Annotated in this window: 15 protein-coding genes; 14 read left to right on the top strand and 1 reads right to left on the bottom strand. The window is 63.4% G+C overall.

The window, feature by feature from the left end; all coding sequences use genetic code 11:
- Positions 1–19: 19 nt before the first annotated feature.
- From mraY to ABDB84_RS06525, 11 genes are all read left to right on the top strand, one after another.
- Positions 20–1,105 carry a phospho-N-acetylmuramoyl-pentapeptide-transferase gene (mraY, locus tag ABDB84_RS06575; protein ID WP_345918900.1) on the top strand — a complete coding sequence of 362 codons (1,086 nt, stop codon included), beginning with the start codon at positions 20–22 and terminating at the stop codon, positions 1,103–1,105.
- A gap of 109 nt (positions 1,106–1,214) precedes the next feature.
- Positions 1,215–2,609, top strand: a complete 1,395-nt coding sequence (murD, locus tag ABDB84_RS06570) for a UDP-N-acetylmuramoyl-L-alanine--D-glutamate ligase (RefSeq protein ID WP_345918899.1) — start codon at positions 1,215–1,217, stop codon at positions 2,607–2,609.
- Positions 2,606–3,844, top strand: coding sequence for a putative lipid II flippase FtsW (gene ftsW, locus ABDB84_RS06565; RefSeq protein WP_345918898.1), 1,239 nt, complete (start codon positions 2,606–2,608; stop codon positions 3,842–3,844). The genes murD and ftsW overlap by 4 nt, the downstream gene beginning before the upstream one ends.
- On the top strand, positions 3,828–4,913 hold the full coding sequence (murG, locus tag ABDB84_RS06560) for an undecaprenyldiphospho-muramoylpentapeptide beta-N-acetylglucosaminyltransferase (protein ID WP_345918897.1): 1,086 nt from the start codon (positions 3,828–3,830) through the stop codon (positions 4,911–4,913). Before ftsW ends, murG begins: the two co-directional genes overlap by 17 nt.
- A gap of 256 nt (positions 4,914–5,169) precedes the next feature.
- Entirely contained in the window at positions 5,170–6,567 is a 1,398-nt protein-coding gene (gene murC, locus ABDB84_RS06555) for a UDP-N-acetylmuramate--L-alanine ligase (RefSeq protein ID WP_345918896.1), read from the top strand.
- A gap of 10 nt (positions 6,568–6,577) precedes the next feature.
- Positions 6,578–7,501: a D-alanine--D-alanine ligase gene (locus tag ABDB84_RS06550; protein ID WP_345918895.1), complete on the top strand. Its 924-nt coding sequence runs from the start codon at positions 6,578–6,580 to the stop codon at positions 7,499–7,501.
- Positions 7,494–8,351, top strand: coding sequence for a cell division protein FtsQ/DivIB (locus ABDB84_RS06545; RefSeq protein ID WP_345918894.1), 858 nt, complete (start codon positions 7,494–7,496; stop codon positions 8,349–8,351). Before ABDB84_RS06550 ends, ABDB84_RS06545 begins: the two co-directional genes overlap by 8 nt.
- Positions 8,348–9,577, top strand: coding sequence for a cell division protein FtsA (gene ftsA, locus ABDB84_RS06540; RefSeq protein WP_345918893.1), 1,230 nt, complete (start codon positions 8,348–8,350; stop codon positions 9,575–9,577). Before ABDB84_RS06545 ends, ftsA begins: the two co-directional genes overlap by 4 nt.
- Positions 9,578–9,753: 176 nt before the next feature.
- A complete protein-coding gene (gene ftsZ / locus ABDB84_RS06535; RefSeq protein ID WP_345918892.1) occupies positions 9,754–10,890 on the top strand; it encodes a cell division protein FtsZ in 1,137 nt (378 codons plus the stop codon).
- Between the two features lie 137 nt (positions 10,891–11,027).
- On the top strand, positions 11,028–11,957 hold the full coding sequence (lpxC, locus tag ABDB84_RS06530) for a UDP-3-O-acyl-N-acetylglucosamine deacetylase (protein ID WP_345918891.1): 930 nt from the start codon (positions 11,028–11,030) through the stop codon (positions 11,955–11,957).
- Between the two features lie 3 nt (positions 11,958–11,960).
- Positions 11,961–12,149 carry a hypothetical protein gene (locus tag ABDB84_RS06525; RefSeq protein WP_345918890.1) on the top strand — a complete coding sequence of 63 codons (189 nt, stop codon included), beginning with the start codon at positions 11,961–11,963 and terminating at the stop codon, positions 12,147–12,149.
- Between the two features lie 9 nt (positions 12,150–12,158).
- On the opposite strand, the gene ABDB84_RS06520 is transcribed toward ABDB84_RS06525, so the two are convergent.
- Positions 12,159–12,590 (bottom strand): DciA family protein, encoded by a 432-nt coding sequence (locus ABDB84_RS06520; RefSeq protein WP_345918889.1) that lies wholly within the window; start codon positions 12,588–12,590, stop codon positions 12,159–12,161.
- 148 nt (positions 12,591–12,738) lie between these two features.
- On the opposite strand from ABDB84_RS06520, the gene secA reads away from it, so the two are divergent.
- The 3 genes from secA to argJ all read left to right on the top strand — a co-directional run bounded on the left by secA (position 12,739) and on the right by argJ (position 18,862).
- Positions 12,739–15,462: a preprotein translocase subunit SecA gene (gene secA / locus ABDB84_RS06515; protein WP_345918888.1), complete on the top strand. Its 2,724-nt coding sequence runs from the start codon at positions 12,739–12,741 to the stop codon at positions 15,460–15,462.
- Positions 15,463–15,654: 192 nt separating this feature from the next.
- Positions 15,655–17,541: a potassium transporter Kup gene (locus ABDB84_RS06510; RefSeq protein WP_345918887.1), complete on the top strand. Its 1,887-nt coding sequence runs from the start codon at positions 15,655–15,657 to the stop codon at positions 17,539–17,541.
- Positions 17,542–17,626: 85 nt separating this feature from the next.
- The gene (gene argJ, locus ABDB84_RS06505) at positions 17,627–18,862 is read left to right on the top strand and encodes a bifunctional glutamate N-acetyltransferase/amino-acid acetyltransferase ArgJ (protein ID WP_345918886.1); all 1,236 of its coding nucleotides are present in this window, start codon (positions 17,627–17,629) and stop codon (positions 18,860–18,862) included.
- The last annotated feature ends 90 nt before the right edge of the window (positions 18,863–18,952 follow it).

Here is an 18,952-nt window from a genome sequence, read left to right as displayed (position 1 = left end):
AAACAGGCGTATATCACTGATGCTGCTCGAACTTGCCCGCTGGCTTGGCCACGATATCCGCATGTTCAACGTGTTCAACTACATCACGTTGCGGACCATGCTGGCCGCGCTGACGGCGCTGCTGATCTCCTTCATCTTCGGCCCCGGCGTGATCCGTTGGCTGGCGGCCAAAAAAATCGGCCAGGCGGTGCGTGACGATGGCCCGCAAACCCACCTCATCAAGGCCGGCACGCCGACCATGGGCGGCGCACTGATCCTCATCGCAATTGCCGCCACCATGCTGCTGTGGGGCGACCTGAAGAACCGCTACCTGTGGGTGGTGATGTTCGTCACCCTGGGTTTTGGCATCGTCGGCTGGGTCGATGACTGGCGCAAGGTTGTGCATCGCGATCCGAAAGGGCTGGCGAGCCGCTGGAAGTATCTGTGGACCTCGTTGATCGCCGGCAGCGCGGCCGCTTATCTGGCCGCCACCAGCGGCGGTGTGCAGACCGAGCTGATCGTGCCTTTCTTCAAGACCATTGCCTACCCGCTGGGCATGTTCGGCTTCCTCGCGCTGAGTTATTTCGTCATCAATGGCACCAGCCACGCAGTCAACCTCACCGATGGCCTGGACGGGCTGGCGATCATGCCGGCGGTTCTGGTCTCGGCGGCGCTGGCGATCTTCGCCTATGTCGCCGGCCATATCGGCTTCTCCAAGTACCTGGGCCTGCCCTATGTGCCGGGCGCCGGCGAGCTGGCGGTGTTCTGTGGCGCGATGGCGGGCGCCGGGCTGGGCTTCCTGTGGTTCAACGCCTATCCGGCCGAAGTGTTCATGGGCGATGTCGGCGCGCTGGCGCTGGGCGCGGCGATGGGCACCGTGGCGGTGATCGTGCGTCAGGAAATCGTGCTCTTCATCATGGGCGGCGTGTTCGTCGCTGAGACCGTGTCGGTGATGCTGCAGGTGGCGTATTTCAAGTGGAGTGGCGGCAAGCGCATCTTCCGCATGGCGCCGCTGCATCACCACTACGAATTGAGTGGCTGGAAAGAGACCAAGGTGGTGGTGCGTTTCTGGATCATCACCATCATGTTGGTGCTGTTGGGCCTGTCCACCCTCAAGCTGCGCTGAGCGCGGTGTGTTGATGACAGAGTGAGCGAGCGCGGCGCAAGGCATCCTGGGGCAGAGCTCAGGGGCATGGCGTCCCGGAGTGCAGGATGAGCAGTTTGCGTGGCGGAAAATGAGCTTGTACAGCGATAGACATTGTCTCGTTCTGGGGCTGGGTGAAAGCGGCTTGGCCGCTGCGCAGTGGCTGGCGCGCCAGGGGGCGCGACTGCGCATTGCCGACTCACGCACCGTGCCGCCCGGTCGCGAAGCCATCCACAGCATTGCGCCGCAGGCCGAACTGATCTGCGCCCCCTTTTCGCCCCAGCTGCTCGAAGGCATCGAACTCCTGGTGATCAGCCCGGGGCTCGATCCGCGTGAGCCCGTGGTGCAGCTGGCGCGCAGCCGTGGCATCGAGATCACCGGCGAGATCGAGCTGTTCGCGCAGGCCTTGCGCGAGATCGGTTGGCGCGCCGAGAGCAAGCTGATCGCCATCACCGGTACCAATGGCAAGACCACCACCACCGCGCTGTGCGGCGAGCTGTGCCGCGCCGCCGGGCTGGATGCGGCGGTGGCCGGTAATATCTCGCCGGCTGCGCTGTCCGAACTGATGCTGCGCCTCGATGCCGGCCAGCGCCCGGATGTGTGGGTGCTGGAGCTGTCGAGCTTCCAGCTGGAAACCACGCGCAGTCTGGATGCGGATGCCGCTGTCATCCTCAATGTAAGCGACGATCACCTCGACCGTCACGGCGACATGCAGTCCTACGCGCAGGCCAAGGCCGCCGTGTTTGCCGGCAGCGGCGTGCAGGTGCTCAACCGCGAGGATGTCTGGGTCGCCGGTCTGGGCCTGGCCGGGCGCCGGGTCGTGGATTTCGGCCTGTCGGCGCCGCAGGGCGAGGCGCAGTACGGCATTCGCCAGATTGAGGGCGAACACTATTTGTGTCGGGGCAGCGAAGTGTTGCTGGCACACAGCGCGCTGCAGCTGGCCGGCATGCACAACCTGGCCAATGCCCTGGCGGCGCTGGCGCTGTGCGAGGCCATCGGCCTGCCGCGCGAGGCTTTGCTGGCGGGCCTGCGCGCCTTCCGTGGCCTGCCGCATCGCGTCGAGCGCGTAGCACGGCGCGAAGACGGTGTCGATTTCTACGATGATTCCAAGGGCACCAATGTCGGTGCCACGCTCGCCGCGCTGCAGGGCCTCGGGCGCCGCGTCGTGCTGATCGCCGGTGGCGATGGCAAGGGGCAGGATTTCCGCCCGCTGTCGCCGGCCCTGCAGACCCACGCACGCAGCATGGTGCTGATCGGTCGCGATGCCGCCCGACTGGCTGCCGAGACGGCTGACAGCGCGGTGCCGACGCAGTTTGCACCGAGCATGGAAGAGGCCGTGCTGGTCGCCAATTTTCTGGCGCAGGCCGGTGACGCGGTGCTGCTCTCGCCGGCCTGCGCCAGCCTCGATATGTTCCGCAACTACGCGCATCGCGCCCAGGTGTTCTGCGATGCGGTGCTGCAACTGCCGGGTGTGCGCCGCGTATGAAGCTCTCCAGCCTCTTCTCTGCGCTGTGGCCGGCGACCGGCGACAAGTCCGGCATCAAGCGCATCCTCAATCCGGCGCGGCAGCGTTTCAGCGGGCGGTTCGATTACGCGCAGCCGCAGCGTGAGCTGGATCCTTTCTTCATCTGGTCGGCCATCGCCTTGCTGGTGTTCGGCCTGGTCATGGTCTATTCCTCGTCGATTGCCTATGCCGAAGGCAGCAAGGTCTCCGGCCACAGCACCACCTTCTTCCTGATGCGCCACGCGGTGTTCCTGGTCGTCGGTCTGGTGGCGGGCCTGGTCGCGGTGCAGATTCCGCTGGCGACCTGGCAGCGCCTCTCGCCCTATCTCTTCGCGATTGGCGTGGTCTTGCTGATCGTGGTGCTGATTCCCCACGTCGGGCGTGAAGTCAATGGCTCGCGGCGCTGGTTGCCGCTGGGCATCATCAATCTGCAGCCGTCCGAATTGATGAAGCTCTTTGCCGTGCTCTATGCCGCCGACTACACGGTGCGCAAGCTGCCGGACATGGGTAGCTTCAAGCGCGCCTTCCTGCCGATGGCGACGGTGATTCTGTTCGTCGGCTTCCTGCTGCTGCGCGAGCCGGACTTCGGCGCCTTCGTGGTGATCTGCACGATCGCTTTCGGCATCCTCTTTCTGGGCGGTCTCAATGCGCGCATCTTCGCGCTGCTCTTCGTGGTTGCCCTGGTTGGCTTCGTGCTGCTGATCTGGTTGTCGCCGTACCGCCGCGAGCGCCTGTTCAACTTCGTCGATCCCTGGCGCGATGCCTATGGCAGCGGCTACCAGCTCTCGCACGCGCTGATCGCTTTCGGGCGCGGCGAGTGGTTTGGCGTAGGTCTGGGGGCCAGCGTCGAAAAGCTGTTCTACCTGCCGGAAGCGCATACCGACTTCCTACTCGCAGTGATTGCCGAAGAGCTGGGTTTTGCCGGCGTGCTGACCGTCGTCGTGCTGTTCGCCGTGCTGGTACAGCGCGCTTTTGCGATGGGGCGCCGCGCCTTGTTGCTGGAACGCTACTACGGCGGCCTGGTGGCGCAGGGCATCGGCCTGTGGTTCGGCTTCCAGGGCTTCATCAACATGGGTGTGAACATGGGCCTGTTGCCGACCAAGGGCCTGACCTTGCCGCTGATGAGTTTCGGCGGTTCCGGCATCGTCGCCAACTGCATGGCGCTGGCGGTGTTGATGCGGATCGACTGGGAGAATCGTCATGTCTCGCGCGTCTGAGGGCCGTGCGCCGCGTCTGATGGTGATGGCCGGCGGCACCGGCGGTCACATCTATCCGGGCATTGCGGTGGCCGAGGCCTTGCGTGCGCGCGGCTGGCAGATCATCTGGCTGGGCAACCCGAACGGCATGGAGGCGCGCCTGGTGCCCGAGCGTGGCTATGAGATGGCCTGGCTGGATTTTGCCGCCTTGCGCGGCAAGGGCTTGCTGCGCAAGCTGCTGCTGCCGCTCAATCTGCTGCGTGGCTTCTGGCAGGCGCTGCGCCTGCTGCGCGCGACGCGTCCCGATGTGGTGATCGGCATGGGCGGCTATGTCAGCTTTCCGGGCGGCATGATGGCCAGCTTGCTCGGCCGGCCATTCGTGGTGCATGAGCAGAATTCGATTGCCGGCCTCTCCAACAAGGTGCTCGCCGGAGTCGCCGATTGCGTGCTGAGCGGTTTTCCGGATGTGATCAAGTCGGCGCAGTGGATCGGTAATCCGGTGCGTGCCGACATCGAGGCGATTGCGCCGCCGGCTGAGCGCTTTGCCGGCCGCAGCGGCCCGCTGAAAGTGCTGGTGGTCGGCGGTTCGCTGGGCGCCCAGGCGCTCAATGATGCGGTGCCGCAGGCGCTGGCCCTGCTGCCGGCCGAGCAGCGTCCGCAGGTGGTGCATCAGTCCGGTGCCAAGCAGATCGATGCCTTGCGCGAGGCCTATGCGCGCGCCGGGGTGAGCGGCGAGCTGCTGCCCTTCATCGAGGACATGGCGGCGCGCTATGCCGAGGCGGATCTGGTGATCTGCCGTGCCGGCGCGCTGACCATTGCTGAACTGGCGGCGGTCGGCGTGGGCGGCGTGCTGGTGCCGTATCCGCATGCTGTCGATGATCACCAGACCGGCAATGCGCGCTTCCTCGCCGAGCGCGATGCCGCCGAGCTGATCGCCCAGCACGCACTGAGCCCGCAATGGCTGGCCGACTTTCTGGCCAGGCTCGACCGCCAGCGTTTGCTGGAGATGGCCGAAGCAGCACGTGCCGCCTCGCGGCCGCGTGTCGCTGATGCTGTGGCGAATGTCTGCGAAGGCCTGCTCAAGCCATGAAACAGCTGACTTTGCCCCGCAACGCGCATTCTGTCGTGCGCCCGGCCTTGCCAGTCAGCGCTGAAGCGCTGGAGAGCCTTGTGCACTGCAAGTCAAGACGTGTGCGCATTCAACAAATCTGTAAAACTGCGCGCTTCGCTGCGTGCCGGGCTGTGCTTGAGGGCGCGGCGCGGCAGGCTCATCGTTCCGGAATTCCTCTTCACTCCATGCGCGTCTCTTCTTCCCGCCCCGCGATCCAGGTCACGAGGGCCTCGTCATGAAGCACAAGGTCAAGAACATCCACTTCGTCGGCATCGGCGGTGCCGGCATGAGCGGCATCGCCGAAGTGCTGTGCAATCTGGGCTTCACCGTCAGCGGTTCGGATCTGGCGGCCAGCGCTACTACCCAGCGCCTGGAAGCGCAGGGCGTGCGTGTCGCCATCGGCCATGCGGCGGAAAACCTCGGGGCGGCCGACGCCATCGTCACCTCGACGGCGGTGCACGGCGATAACCCTGAAGTGCTGGCGGCGCGGGCGCGGCAGATTCCGGTGGTGCCGCGCGCACAGATGCTCGCCGAGCTGATGCGCCTGAAGCAGGGCGTGGCGATTGCCGGCACGCATGGCAAGACGACGACGACCAGCCTGGTCGCCAGTCTGCTGGCCGAGGGCGGGCTCGACCCGACCTTCGTCATCGGCGGCAAGCTCAACTCTGCCGGCGCCAATGCGCGTCTGGGCAGTGGCGACTTCCTGGTCGCCGAGGCCGATGAGTCGGACGCCTCGTTCCTGCTGCTCACGCCAGTGCTGTCGGTGGTCACCAATATCGACGCCGACCACATGGAGACCTACGGCCACGACTTTGCGCGCCTGCGCCAGGCCTTTGTCGAATTCCTGCAGCGCCTGCCGTTCTACGGCGTGGCGGTGCTGTGCGTCGATGATCCGCATGTGCGCGAGATTATTCCCTTTGTTTCCAAGCAGATCGTGCGCTACGGCACCGATGCCTCCGCCCAGGTGCGCGCCGAGAACGTGCGTGCGGTGGGCGCACAGATGCACTTCGATTGTGTGCGTACCATCGACGGCGAATCGCGCTTGCCGATCGTGCTCAATCTGCCCGGCCGCCATAACGTACTCAATGCCCTGGCGGCGATTGCCGTGGCGACCGAGCTGGGTGTGGACGATGCCGCAATCCAGCGCGCGCTGGGCGAATTCCGTGGTGTCGGGCGGCGCTTCCAGCGCTATGGCGAAGTGCCGCTGCCCGCCGGTGGCAGCTTCACCCTGATCGATGACTACGGCCATCACCCGGTCGAGATGGCGGCCACGCTGGCGGCTGCACGCGGTGCATTTCCGGGCCGCCGGCTGGTGCTGGCCTTCCAGCCGCATCGCTATACACGTACCCGCGATTGCTTCGAGGACTTCGTGCGTGTGCTCGGCAGCGTCGATGTGCTCTTGCTGGCCGAAGTCTATGCCGCCGGCGAGGCGCCGCTGGTGGCGGCCGACGGGCGCAGCCTGGCGCGCGCGCTGCGTGTGGCCGGCCAGATCGAACCGCAGTTCGTTGAACAGATTGCCGACCTGCCGCAGCGCGTGTGGGCCACGGTGCAGGACGGCGATGTGGTGCTGACCATGGGCGCCGGCTCGATTGGCGCGGTGCCGGGCAAGATTGTTTCTGCAGCAGAGCTTTGAGGATTGACGCGTGACGACGACAACACAAGATTTTGGCAAGGTTGCAGTGCTGATGGGCGGCGCGTCGGCCGAACGCGAGATTTCCTTGCTGTCAGGCAATGCGGTGTTGGCTGCGTTGCGCGCGCGCGGCGTCGATGCGCATGCCTTCGATCCGGCCGAGCAGCCCTTGTGGGCGTTGCATGACGAGGGTTTCACGCGCGCCTTCATCGCCCTGCATGGGCGCTTTGGTGAAGACGGCACGGTGCAGGGCGCGCTGGAAGCGCTGGGCATTGCCTACACCGGCTGCGGCGTGCTCGCCTCGGCGATCGGCATGGACAAATGGCGCACCAAGCTGCTGTGGCAGGCCGCCGGCTTGCCGGTGCCGGATTTTCGCATGCTTGATGAAGACAGCGACTTCGAGCAGATCGCCCAGGCGCTGGGCTTCCCGCTCTTCGTCAAACCCGCCTGCGAAGGCTCCAGCCTGGGCGTCACCAAGGTGCGCAGCCTGGCCGAATTCCGTCCGGCCTTCGACGCGGCACGCAAGCTCGACAAGCTGGTGATGGCCGAGCGTTTCGTCGGCGGCGGCGAGTACACCTGCGCGATTCTCGGTACGCGCGCACTGCCCTCGATCAAGATCGAACCGGCCGGCGACTTTTACGATTACGAGGCCAAGTACTTCCGTGACGACACGGTCTATCGCTGCCCCTCGGGCTTGTCGCCGGAGCTGGAAGCGCAGGTCGGCGCCTACGCGTTGCGCGCTTTCGAGGTGCTGGGCGGCAAGGGCTGGGGGCGCATCGACTTCCTCATGGACGAGGCCGGCGCCCCGTATCTGCTCGAAGCCAATACGGCGCCGGGCATGACCAGTCATTCCCTGGTGCCGATGGCGGCGCGTGCCGTCGGCATCAGCTTTGAAGATCTGTGCATCGACGTGCTGGCGAGGGCTTCTCTTGGCTAAAGGCGTACCAGCCTTTCGTGGTGGTGCTGCGACGGCGGGTGACAAACCCGCTGCGCGCAATGCTGCGCAAAAGGAAGGTGGCGTCGGCTTCTGGAACAGCCCGGAGTGGATGAATCTGGTCTCCGATATCTTGTTGCTGCTGGTCTCGATTGCGATTGGCTACGCCGCCGTCAAGAGCGTGCTGCGCATGCCGCTGTTCGAGATCCGCCAGGTCATGGTGCTCACGCCGCTGGGCCAGGTCACCGGCGCGCAGCTGGAGTACGCGGCGATCTCCTCGATGCGCGGCAATTTCTTTACCGTCGATCTCGATCAGGCGCGCGCCGCCTTCGAGAAGTTACCTTGGGTGCGCCAGGCGCAGCTGCGCCGGCGTTGGCCGGGCACGGTGGAAGTCAGCCTCGAAGAGCAGGCCGCGGTGGCTTACTGGAAAGTGGCGGAAACCGGCGACACCCGCCTGGTCAACACCCATGGCGAGATTTTCGACGCTGCCAGCAATGCCACCATGCCGGTATTCAGCGGCCCGCCTGAGCGGGTGGCCGACATGCTTGCCGCACGGGCGCGCATGGACCAGATGCTGGAAGGCATCGGCCGCCACATCGTGGCGCTCAATCTCTCACCGCGCAGCGCCTGGCAGCTGCAGCTCGACGACGGCTTGCTCGTCGAAATGGGCCGCGATCAGGCCAAGGCACCGCTTGACGAACGCCTCAAGCGCTTCGTCGCCGCCTGGCCCGACGCACATCGTAAATTGGCGCAGCCGTGGCAAGTCGCGGATCTGCGCTACCCCGCCGGATTCGCTGTACGGCTGGGCAAACCAATCCTTACCAGTGAAGTAGAACACAAGGGCACACCATGAGCAGGGACAACAAGAACCTAATAGTCGGCCTCGATATTGGCACGTCCAAGATCACCGCAATGGTTGCCGAGTTACGGCCCGATGGCCGCCTTGAAGTGATCGGCATCGGCACCCAGCCGTCCAACGGCCTCAAGAAGGGTGTGGTGGTCAATATCGAAGCGACGGTAGACGCCATTTCCCGCGTGGTGCAGGAAGTCGAGCTGATGGCCGACTGCAAGATCCGCGAGGTTTATACCGGCATTGCCGGCAGCCATATCCGCAGCTTCAACTCCAACGGCATGGTGGCGATCAAGGACAAGGAAGTCTCGCCGCTGGATGTCGAGCGCGTCATCGATGTGGCCCGCGCGATGCCGATTCCGGCCGATCAGCAGATCCTGCACATCCTCACCCAGGAATTCATCATCGATGGTCAGGACGGCGTGCGCGAGCCGATCGGCATGAGCGGCGTGAAGCTTGAAGTGAAGGTGCACATCATCACCGGCGCCGTCTCTGCCGCGCAGAACCTGATCAAGTGCATGCGCCGCTGCGGCCTGGAAGTGGCCGACCTGGTGCTGCAGCCCTTGGCATCGAGTTTTGCGACCCTCTCGGAAGACGAGAAAGAGCTGGGCGTCTGCCTGGTCGACATTGGCGGTGGCACTACCGATCTGGCCATTTTCACGCAGGGCGCGATTCGCCACACGGCGGTGATCCCCATCGCGGGCGACCAGGTCACCAACGATATCGCCATGGCCCTGCGTACGCCGACGGCCGAGGCCGAGGAAATCAAGCTCAGCCAGGGCGTTGCGCTGCACAGTCTGGTGGATCCGGCGGACATGATCGAAGTGCCCAGCGTCGGCGATCGCCCGCCGCGCCGCCTGTCGCGCTCTTCGCTGGCCGATGTGATCGAGCCGCGCGTGACTGAACTCTTCGAGCTGGTGCAGGGCGAGCTGCGGCGCAGCGGTTACGAGGAACTGCTGTCCTCCGGTCTGGTGCTGACCGGCGGCTCGGCGACCCTGACCGGTATCTGCGAGCTGGGTGAGGAAGTCTTCCATCTGCCGGTACGCATGGGCGTGCCGCAGTATCAGGGCAGCCTTGCGGATGTCATTTGTCATCCGCAGTACGCCAATGTGATGGGGCTCGTTCTGGAAGGGGCAGCCCAGCGCCGGCGTGGCATGCAGGCGCGTGAAGGGCAGAATTTCAAACAGGTTTTCCAGCGCATGAAATCCTGGTTTGAAAAAAATCTGTGATGCGTCAACGACTTGGCTAAAAAGCCGGTTCGGGCGATGAACGGCATGCAGGAAAAATGTTAAGCAAGATGTGCTAATGCGCTATTTAGTAGTAGACTTCGCACTTGATACCATATTTAGGTGCCTGAATTTGAGACCCTCGGGCACATCAGGCGCATCTTCAAAGGAGTGCACGCATGATCGAGATCGTTGAGAAGGAAACCAGCGGGACCGTGATCAAGGTGGTTGGCGTGGGCGGGGCCGGCGGCAACGCAGTTGATCACATGATCCGCGAGGGTGTGCAAGGCGTTGAGTTTGTCTGCGCCAATACTGATGCCCAGGCGCTCAAGCGTTCCCTTGCTGCGACCAAGATCCAGCTCGGCGGCACCGGCCTTGGCGCAGGTGCCAAGCCTGAAGCTGGCCGCGCCGCCGCACTTGAGTTCCGCGAGCGCATTGCCGAAGCTCTGGCTGGCGCACACATGGTGTTCATCACTGCCGGCATGGGCGGCGGCACGGGTACGGGTGCTGCGCCCGTGGTGGCTGAAGTCGCCCGCGAACTGGGCATCCTGACGGTTGCCGTGGTGACCAAGCCCTTCGACTTCGAGAACCGCATCCGCGTTGCTGACAGCGGTGTTGAAGAGCTGTCCAAGCATGTCGATTCGCTGATCGTCGTGCTTAATGACAAGCTCATGGAAGTCTATGGCGAGGAAGCCAGCTTCGTTGATTGTTTCCGCAATGCAGACGAAGTGCTGCGCAAGGCGGTCGGCGGCATCGCCGAAATCATCAATGTGCCGGGTCTGGTGAACGTCGACTTCCAGGACGTGCGCACGCTGATGGCCGAGATGGGCCGCGCCATGATGGGCTCGGCCGAAGCCGCTGGTCTGGATCGCGCACGCATCGCCGCCGAGCAGGCTGCCAACAGCCCGCTGCTGGAAGGTGTCGAGCTTGAAGGCGCGCGTGGCGTGCTGATCAACATCACCGCCAGCCGCTCGCTGAAAATGGCTGAAGTGCGCGAAGCCGTGCAGACCGTGCGCGCCTTTGCGATGGAAGACGCCAGCGTGTTCTATGGCACCGTGTTCGACGAGAACATGGAAGACCGCATCCGCATCACCGTGCTCGCCACCGGCCTCGGCACGCGTCGCGCAGTGGCCCGTCAGCCGGTCATGCAAGTGATCAAGACCGGTACCGACAATGTCGGCATGGAAGTCAATTACGGCGATCTGGAGCTGCCCGCCGTGATTCGCCGCCCCGAGCGCCGCACGGTCGAGGCGATGAGCGCCAATGGTTTTGGCACCTACGATATCCCGGCCTTCCTGCGCAAGCAGGCTGACTGAGTTTCAACGCAAGGTTCAAAGCTGTAAAGATCACGGGCAGATGACGCGAGTCATCTGCCCGTTTTGTTTCTATCGGCTTCATAGTGGCTGGGCATGCGGCGGCCAGCATATACTTGGGACTACTTTCAGGAGCCACAATGATTCGCCAACGCACGCTCAAATCCATCGTCAAGGCAACCGGTGTCGGCTTGCACAGCGGCGCGCGCGTGGAGCTGTGTTTGCGCCCGGCGGCGCCGGATACGGGCATCGTCTTCCGTCGCGTCGATCTCACGCCGCCCGTTGATTTGCCGAGTGATCCGTATTCGGTCCTTGAGACGCGCCTGTGTTCGGGCTTGCAGCAAGGTACGGCCAAGGTCGGCACGGTCGAGCACCTGATGTCGGCCCTCGCTGGTCTGGGTATCGACAACTGCTATGTCGATATCGATGCCGCCGAAATTCCGATTCTCGATGGCAGCGCCGCGCCTTTTGTATTCCTCTTGCAGTCCGCTGGCATCGAGGTGCAGAACGCACCCAAGCGCTTCCTCAAGGTCAAGAAGGAGGTCGAGATCCGCGAGGGCGACAAGTGGGTCAAGCTCTCGCCTTACGACGGCTTCAAGCTCGATTTCTCGATCCACTTCAATCACCCGGCCATCGATGCCACGCCGACCACGGTGAATGTCGATTTCGCGCGCGATGTCTATGCGCGTGATGTCGCCCGGGCGCGCACCTTTGGCCAGATGCAGGACCTGGAAACCATGCTGAACGCCGGGCTGGCCATGGGCGGCAGTCTGGACAATGCCATCGTGGTGGACGAATACCGCGTGCTCAACAGTGACGGCCTGCGCTACGCCGATGAATTCGTCAAACACAAGGTGCTCGACGCGATTGGCGACCTCTATATCGTCGGCAAGCCGCTGCTGGCTGCCTACAGTGCCTTCAAGTCGGGGCATGCACTGAACAATCGCTTGCTGCGCGCCTTGCTGGAAGACGAGGAGGCCTGGGACATCGTCAGCTTCGAGTCGGATGAGAGCGTCCCCGCCGGCTTGCGCGAGCAGTTCGCGCTGCAGCTGGCCGCAGCAGAGGTCTGAGTTGTGCTGATCTTTCGCGCGCTGGGCCTTTTGTTGCTGCTGAGCATCGCCTTGTGTTGTGCGGCGGGATTGCTCACCGGGCGGCGCCATTACTGGCGCTGGGCGCGGCTCTTGTTGCGTGTCGGCGTAGCGGTGGCGGTGGTGTTCGCCGCGGTGTTCCTGCTCGAACGCCTGCTGGCGCCCATGCTCTGAGCCGGGCCTCTAGCGCGTATCCTTGAGCAGCTTGCGCAGCGCCTGCGCCAGCGGGCTGCCGGCATCGAGCGCGTCGCCCAGCGCCGCCAGCGCCGCCTTGCCTTGCGCGCCGATCTGCCGCTGCGTCGGCGGTATTTCGCGAGTGCTGCTATGGACGACACGAACCTTGACGCGGATGCCGAGGATCGCCTCGTGGTTCTGCATCAGCTGCGCCCGCAGGCTTTCCAGGCTCATTTTCAGACGCGTGGCCAGGGCTGGCGTGCTGACGTGCAGGCTGAGAATGCCGTCCTGGCAGTTGGCGACGCTTACCGCGCCGCGCATATTGTCGGGCAGGTAGCGCTCGACCGCATTCTGCAGGCGAACCAGGCGCGCCGCGTGGTCGTGCAGGCGGGCGAGCGCTTCGGTCGAGCCGAGCAGGTTGTGGATGGGAGTAGCGGCCATGGGTCTGAATTACGGGCGGTAGCTTGAATTCGCAGGATTTGACCCTATCGTACAGGACGGCAATGCGGTCCTGCAAAATGGCCGACTTGGCTGGCGTGCTAGAATTGCGCGCTTCGCTTCGACCCACTCTCAGCTCAGTCGACAAAAAATGATCCAAGGTCTGCTCAAGAAGTTTTTCGGAAGTCGTAACGACCGCCTCGTGCGTCAGTACGCACACAAGGTGCGCGCCATCAATGCGCTGGAGGCGCAAATGGAGGCGCTGTCTGACGAGGCACTACGCGCCAAGACCGATGAGTTCCGTGCGCGCATTAACAAGGGTGAGTCGCTCGACGACCTGCTGACCGAGGCGTTTGCGGTGGTTCGCGAAGCGGGCAAGCGGGTGCACGGCATGCGCCACTTCGATATGCAGATGGTCGGCGGCATGGTGCTGCACGATGGCAAGATTGCCGAAATGCGCACCGGTGAGGGCAAGACCCTGACCGCTACGCTGCCGGTTTATCTCAATGCCTTGTCCGGCAAGGGCGTGCATGTGGTGACCGTCAATGATTATCTGGCCTCGCGCGATGCGGACTGGATGGGGCGTATTTACCGTTTCCTCGGTCTTTCCACTGGCGTCAATCTCTCGCACATGGCGCACGAGGAAAAACAGCAAGCCTACGCGGCTGATATCACCTACGGCACCAATAACGAATTCGGTTTCGACTACCTGCGCGACAACATGGTGTTCGAGGGCAACCAGCGCGTGCAGCGCGGCCTCAATTACGCCATCGTCGACGAAGTGGACTCGATCCTGATCGACGAGGCGCGCACGCCGCTGATCATCTCCGGCCAGGCCGAAGACCACACCGATCTCTACGTCAAGATGAACGCCGTGCCGGCGCTGCTGAGCCAGCAGATCGGCGAGGATGACAAGGTCGAGCAGCCGGGTGACTACACCGTCGATCTCAAGCAACACCAAGTGCAGCTGACCGAGCAGGGCTACGAGCATGCTGAGGAAATCCTCAGCCGTCTGGGCATTCTGGCCGAAGGCGCCAGCCTGTATGACGCCAGCAACATCCTGCTGATCCACCACCTGTTCGCGGCACTGCGCGCGCATACGCTTTACCACCGCGATCAGCAGTACGTGGTGCAGGATGGCGAGATCATCATCGTTGACGAATTCACCGGCCGCCTGATGGCCGGGCGCCGCTGGTCCGAAGGCCTGCACCAGGCGGTGGAAGCGAAGGAAGGCGTCAATATCCGCGCCGAAAACCAGACCCTGGCGTCGATCACCTTCCAGAACTACTTCCGCATGTACGGCAAGCTCTCCGGCATGACCGGGACGGCGGACACCGAAGCCTACGAATTCCATCAGATCTACAACCTCGAAACCGTGGTGATCCCGACCAATCGGCCGATGATCCGCAAGGACGAAAATGATCTGGTGTTCCGCACGGCAGACGAGAAGCACGCGGCCATCATCGCCGACATCAAGACCTGCCATGAGCGCGGTCAGCCGGTGCTGGTGGGTACGACCTCGATTGAAAGCTCCGAGCTGCTGTCGGGCCTGCTGACGCGCCAGAATCTGCCGCATCGCGTGCTCAATGCCAAGCAGCATGCCAGCGAAGCCGAGATCGTGGCGCAAGCGGGTCGTCCCGGCGCGATCACCATCGCCACCAATATGGCCGGTCGTGGGACCGACATCGTGCTCGGCGGCAATGTCGAGAAGCAGATTGCCAGCTTGCATGACGACGCGGGCATGGACGAGGCGGCACGTGAGGCGCGCATCCTTGAACTGCGCGCCGAGTGGAAGAACCTGCATCAGCAAGTGCTCGAAGCCGGCGGTTTGAAGATCATCGGTACCGAGCGTCACGAATCGCGCCGCATCGATAACCAGCTGCGCGGACGTTCGGGCCGCCAGGGTGATCCGGGTGCCAGCCGCTTCTATCTGTCGCTCGAAGATCCGCTGATGAAGATCTTTGGTGGTGATCGCCTCAATGCCATCATGCAGCGTCTCAAAATGCCTGAGGGCGAGGCCATTGAACACGTCATGGTGACGCGTTCGCTGGAGTCCGCACAGCGCAAGGTCGAACAGCGCAACTTCGATATCCGCAAGCAATTGCTTGAATACGATGATGTCGCCAATGATCAGCGCCGCGTGATCTATCAGCAGCGCAACGAGTTGCTGGAGACGGTTGATATCTCCGAGACCATCGACGCGATGCGCCGTGCCGTGGTGACCGAGCTGTTCCGCAGCTTCGTGCCCGCTGAATCGGTTGAAGAGCAGTGGGATATGGCTGGTTTGCAGGCTGCGCTGGAGTCGGAATACCGCATCAGCCTGCCGCTGGTGGAGTGGTCGCAGAGCGATACCACCCTGTCGGACGAAGACATCCTCACGCGCGTGGTCGAGGCGGTCGATGCCAACTATGCCGCCAAGATCGCCGAAGTGGATCCGGAGGCCTGGCACAGTTTTGAGCGCAACGTCATGCTCAATAGCCTGGACTCGCACTGGCGCGAACATCTGGCATCGCTCGATCACCTGCGTCAGGGCATCCATCTGCGTGGCTATGCGCAGAAAAACCCCAAGCAGGAATACAAGCGCGAGGCTTTCGAACTGTTCGAAGCGCTGCTCGATTCGGTGCGTATCGATGTCACGCGCCTCTTGCTGACCGTGCAGGTGCGCTCGGAAGAGCAGATCGAAGCGGCGGTTGAAGCGCATCCTGGGGTGGAGAACGTCCAGTATCACCACGCTGACTATGACGAAGTGCTGGCTGATGCCGCCACCAGCAAGCCCGAGCCGGTGCAAAGTCCGCTGGCGCGGGTCGGTCGCAATGATCCTTGTCCTTGTGGTTCGGGCAAGAAATACAAGCATTGCCACGGCCAGCTGGTCTGATCTCATCGCGGAGTACATCGGGCGCTTTGTTGCGCGGATCAAACAAGGGTCGCTTCGGGCGGCCCTTTTTGACATCTAGGCCGCAAGCTTCTTTGCGCACAGCACAAAAATTGTCTGTAATACGGCTGTGGGTATGCGTGCAGTTGCCGCCGGAAGGTCGCAGCGCGCTGCAGCCCGTTTGCGGAGTCTTGAATGAGTCAATCCGGGCACGAGCAACAAGGCCTGCCGGCACTTACCCTTGCAGCGTTGGGGGTGGTATTCGGCGATATCGGTACCAGTCCTCTTTACGCTTTCAAGGAAGCGTTCATCAGCGTTCATCATCCCATGGCCGTCACGCAGGGCAATGTCCTCGGCCTGTTGTCGATGATTCTGTGGACCTTGCTGGTGGTGGTGACTTTCAAATACGTGGTCATTGTGCTGCGCGCCGACAACCACGGCGAGGGCGGCGTGGTGGCGCTGATGGCGCGTGTCGTCGAGCATGCCAAGGAGCGCCCGACCAAGCGGCGCGTTGCCATCATGCTGGGTTTGTTCGGAGCGGCGCTGTTCTACAGCGATGGGGTGATCACGCCAGCCATCTCGGTGCTCTCCGCCGTTGAGGGTTTGGGCGTCGTGACGCCGGCTTTCGACCCCTACATCGTGCCGATCACCCTGGTGATCCTGATCGGCCTGTTTCTCGTTCAGCACTATGGCACGGCCAAGGTCGGCGGATTTTTCGGCCCTGTCGTCACACTATGGTTCCTCGCCATCGGTCTGGTCGGCATTTACAACATTGCTCGATTCCCCATGGTGCTGCAGGCCTTGTCGCCCAGCCATGCAATCAGTTTCGCGATCGATCATGGGCATCTGGCGTACTACTCGCTCGGCGCGGTATTCCTGACCGTGACCGGGGGCGAGGCGCTGTATGCCGACATGGGGCATTTCGGCAAGAAGCCGATCCGCCTGGCCTGGTTATTCCTGGTGCTGCCCTGTCTGGTGCTCAATTATTTCGGCCAGGGCGCTCTGGTACTGATCAATCCGGCGGCGGTCGAAAACCCCTTCTTCATGTCCACGCCGACCTGGGCCCTGGTGCCAATGGTGATCCTGGCGACGGCGGCGACGGTCATTGCCTCGCAGGCCTTGATTACCGGCGCGTTCTCGATAACGCGTGAGCTGATCCAGCTGGGCTTCTGCCCGCGGCTGACCATTCGCCACACCTCGGGCGCGCAGATCGGCCAGATCTATCTGCCCTTCATCAACTGGTTTCTGTTGGCGTTGGTGATTGCCGTGGTGCTGGGTTTTGGCTCATCTTCACGTCTGGCGGCGGCCTACGGTATTGCGGTGACGATCACCATGCTGGTGACCACCGTGCTGGCGTTCTCCTTTGCGCGCCGCGAGTGGAAGTGGCGCAACAGCCTGGCCGTGCTGGTGTTTGGCCCGCTGGCCCTGCTCGAGCTGGCCTTCTTCTCCTCCAATGTGATCAAGGTGGCCGACGGCGGCTGGTTCACCCTGCTGTTTGGCGCCATCATCATGCTTTTGCTGACCACCTGGCGCACCGGCCGGGCGCAGCTGTCTGATCGTCTGAAGAATGACGAGATCGAGCTGCTGCCTTTCGTCAGCATGCTTGCCAACGATACGAGCATGCCCCGCGTGCCGCATACGGCGGTGTTCCTCTCGCCGCGCCCGGACAGTGTGCCCAGTGCGCTGCTGCACAATCTCAAGCATAACTTCGTGTTGCACGAGACCAATGTGATCGTCTCGGTGACCTTCCTGCCGATGCCGCGCGTCACCGATTCGCAGCGTGTGCTGGTCGAGCGCATCGGCGCGCACTTCTATCGCGTCAAGGTGTTTTTCGGCTTCATGGAAGAGCCGGATGTGCCGGCAGCGCTGGAGTGGTGTGAGGAGCAAGGCCTGGCGCTCGAACCGATGATGGTCTCCTACTTCCTCAGTCGCGAAATCCTCTTGCCGGCGCCGGGCGAAGGCATGCCGCTGTGGCGTGAGCGCATTTTCGAGTTCATGTTCCGCAACGCCTCCAGTGCGGCCAACTTCTTCAAGCTGCCGCCCAATCGCGTGGTTGAACTGGGTAGTCGCATCGTCATCTGAGCGCGCCATGTGCCGCGCGCGGCACATGGCTTGCAACACGGCGGTGATAAAATCCCGCGCTCACTTCCTTCTGTCGAGAATCTTCATGCCAGTCAATCTTCTGCCGCCGCTTGCCGATCAACTCCTGCCCGTGCCGGGCGTGCGTCTGGGTGTGGCAGAAGCAGGCATTCGCAAAGCCAATCGGCGCGACCTGACGCTCATCGAGCTGGCCGAGGGTAGCCGCGCTGCCGGCGTGTTCACGCAAAACCGTTTCTGTGCGGCGCCGGTGCAGGTCTGCAAGACCCATCTGGCCGCTGCGGCCACGCGTGCGCTGGTGATCAATACCGGCATCGCCAATGCCGGCACCGGCGAGCAGGGCGTCGCCAATGCGCTGGCCAGTTGCCGCGCCGTCGCTGAGGCCTTGGGTGTTGCTGCGGAGGCCGTGCTGCCGTTTTCGACCGGTGTGATCCTCGAACATCTGCCGGTCGAGCGTCTGGTCGCCGGCTTGCCCGCAGCGCAGGCGAACCTGCGCGCTGACGGCTGGTTTGATGCCTGCCACGCGATCATGACCACCGACACGCTGCCCAAGTGTGCCTCGCGCCAGGTGCTGATCGATGGCCAGACCATCACCTTGACCGGGATGAGCAAGGGCGCCGGCATGATCCGTCCGAACATGGCGACCATGCTGGGCTTCCTCGCCACCGACGCCAAGCTCTCGCAAGCGCTGCTGGAGCAACTTGTCCGTGAGGCGGCCGATCTCTCCTTCAACAGCATCACCGTGGATGGCGATACCTCGACCAACGACAGCTTCATCCTGATTGCCACGGGGCAGACCGGCAGTGAGATCAGCGCTGCGGACTCGGCTGCTTACCAGACCTTGCGCGCAGCCGTGATCGAGCTCTCGCAGTGGCTGGCGCAGGCCATCGTGCGCGATGGAGAAGGGGCAACCAAGTTCATGAGCATCGCCGTGCAAGGCGGGCGCAGTGTGGGCGAGTGCCGTCAGGTGGCCTACGCCGTCGCGCATTCACCCCTGGTCAAGACCGCTTTCTTCGCCTCCGATCCCAATCTCGGCCGCATCCTCGCCGCCATCGGTTATGCCGGCGTCAATGATCTCGATGTGGCCCAGCTGCGTGTCTGGCTGGCGGCGGGCGGCGAACAGGTGCTGGTGGCCGAGCAGGGCGGTCGCGCGGCCAGTTACGTCGAAGAGGCGGGCGCGCGCATCATGACTGAGGCCGAGATCACGGTGCAGATCGATCTGGCGCGCGGTGAGGCGGCGGCCACGGTGTGGACCTGCGATTTCTCCTACGACTACGTCAAGATCAATGCCGATTATCGTTCTTGAATATTGAGAGTCGGGAGTCGGGGGTAGTTGCTGCTGGCTTGTAGCAGGATGTTCTTCCGACTCCCGACTCCCGACTCCCGACTCCCCATT

Source organism: Uliginosibacterium sediminicola (assembly GCF_039631295.1).
Classification (GTDB): Bacteria; Pseudomonadota; Gammaproteobacteria; order Burkholderiales; family Rhodocyclaceae; genus Viridibacterium; species Viridibacterium sediminicola.
This window is presented reverse-complemented; position numbering and strand designations above follow the sequence as displayed.

Bases quoted from the DNA above. Each gene is read 5' to 3' on its own strand.
- mraY (WP_345918900.1), top strand. From the start codon at position 20: ATGCTGCTCGAACTTGCCCGCTGGCTTGGCCACGATATCCGCATGTTC.
- murD (WP_345918899.1), top strand. From the start codon at position 1,215: ATGAGCTTGTACAGCGATAGACATTGTCTCGTTCTGGGGCTGGGTGAA.
- ftsW (WP_345918898.1), top strand. From the start codon at position 2,606: ATGAAGCTCTCCAGCCTCTTCTCTGCGCTGTGGCCGGCGACCGGCGAC.
- murG (WP_345918897.1), top strand. From the start codon at position 3,828: ATGTCTCGCGCGTCTGAGGGCCGTGCGCCGCGTCTGATGGTGATGGCC.
- murC (WP_345918896.1), top strand. From the start codon at position 5,170: ATGAAGCACAAGGTCAAGAACATCCACTTCGTCGGCATCGGCGGTGCC.
- ftsA (WP_345918893.1), top strand. From the start codon at position 8,348: ATGAGCAGGGACAACAAGAACCTAATAGTCGGCCTCGATATTGGCACG.
- ftsZ (WP_345918892.1), top strand. From the start codon at position 9,754: ATGATCGAGATCGTTGAGAAGGAAACCAGCGGGACCGTGATCAAGGTG.
- lpxC (WP_345918891.1), top strand. From the start codon at position 11,028: ATGATTCGCCAACGCACGCTCAAATCCATCGTCAAGGCAACCGGTGTC.
- ABDB84_RS06520 (WP_345918889.1), bottom strand. From the start codon at position 12,590: ATGGCCGCTACTCCCATCCACAACCTGCTCGGCTCGACCGAAGCGCTC.
- secA (WP_345918888.1), top strand. From the start codon at position 12,739: ATGATCCAAGGTCTGCTCAAGAAGTTTTTCGGAAGTCGTAACGACCGC.
- ABDB84_RS06510 (WP_345918887.1), top strand. From the start codon at position 15,655: ATGAGTCAATCCGGGCACGAGCAACAAGGCCTGCCGGCACTTACCCTT.
- argJ (WP_345918886.1), top strand. From the start codon at position 17,627: ATGCCAGTCAATCTTCTGCCGCCGCTTGCCGATCAACTCCTGCCCGTG.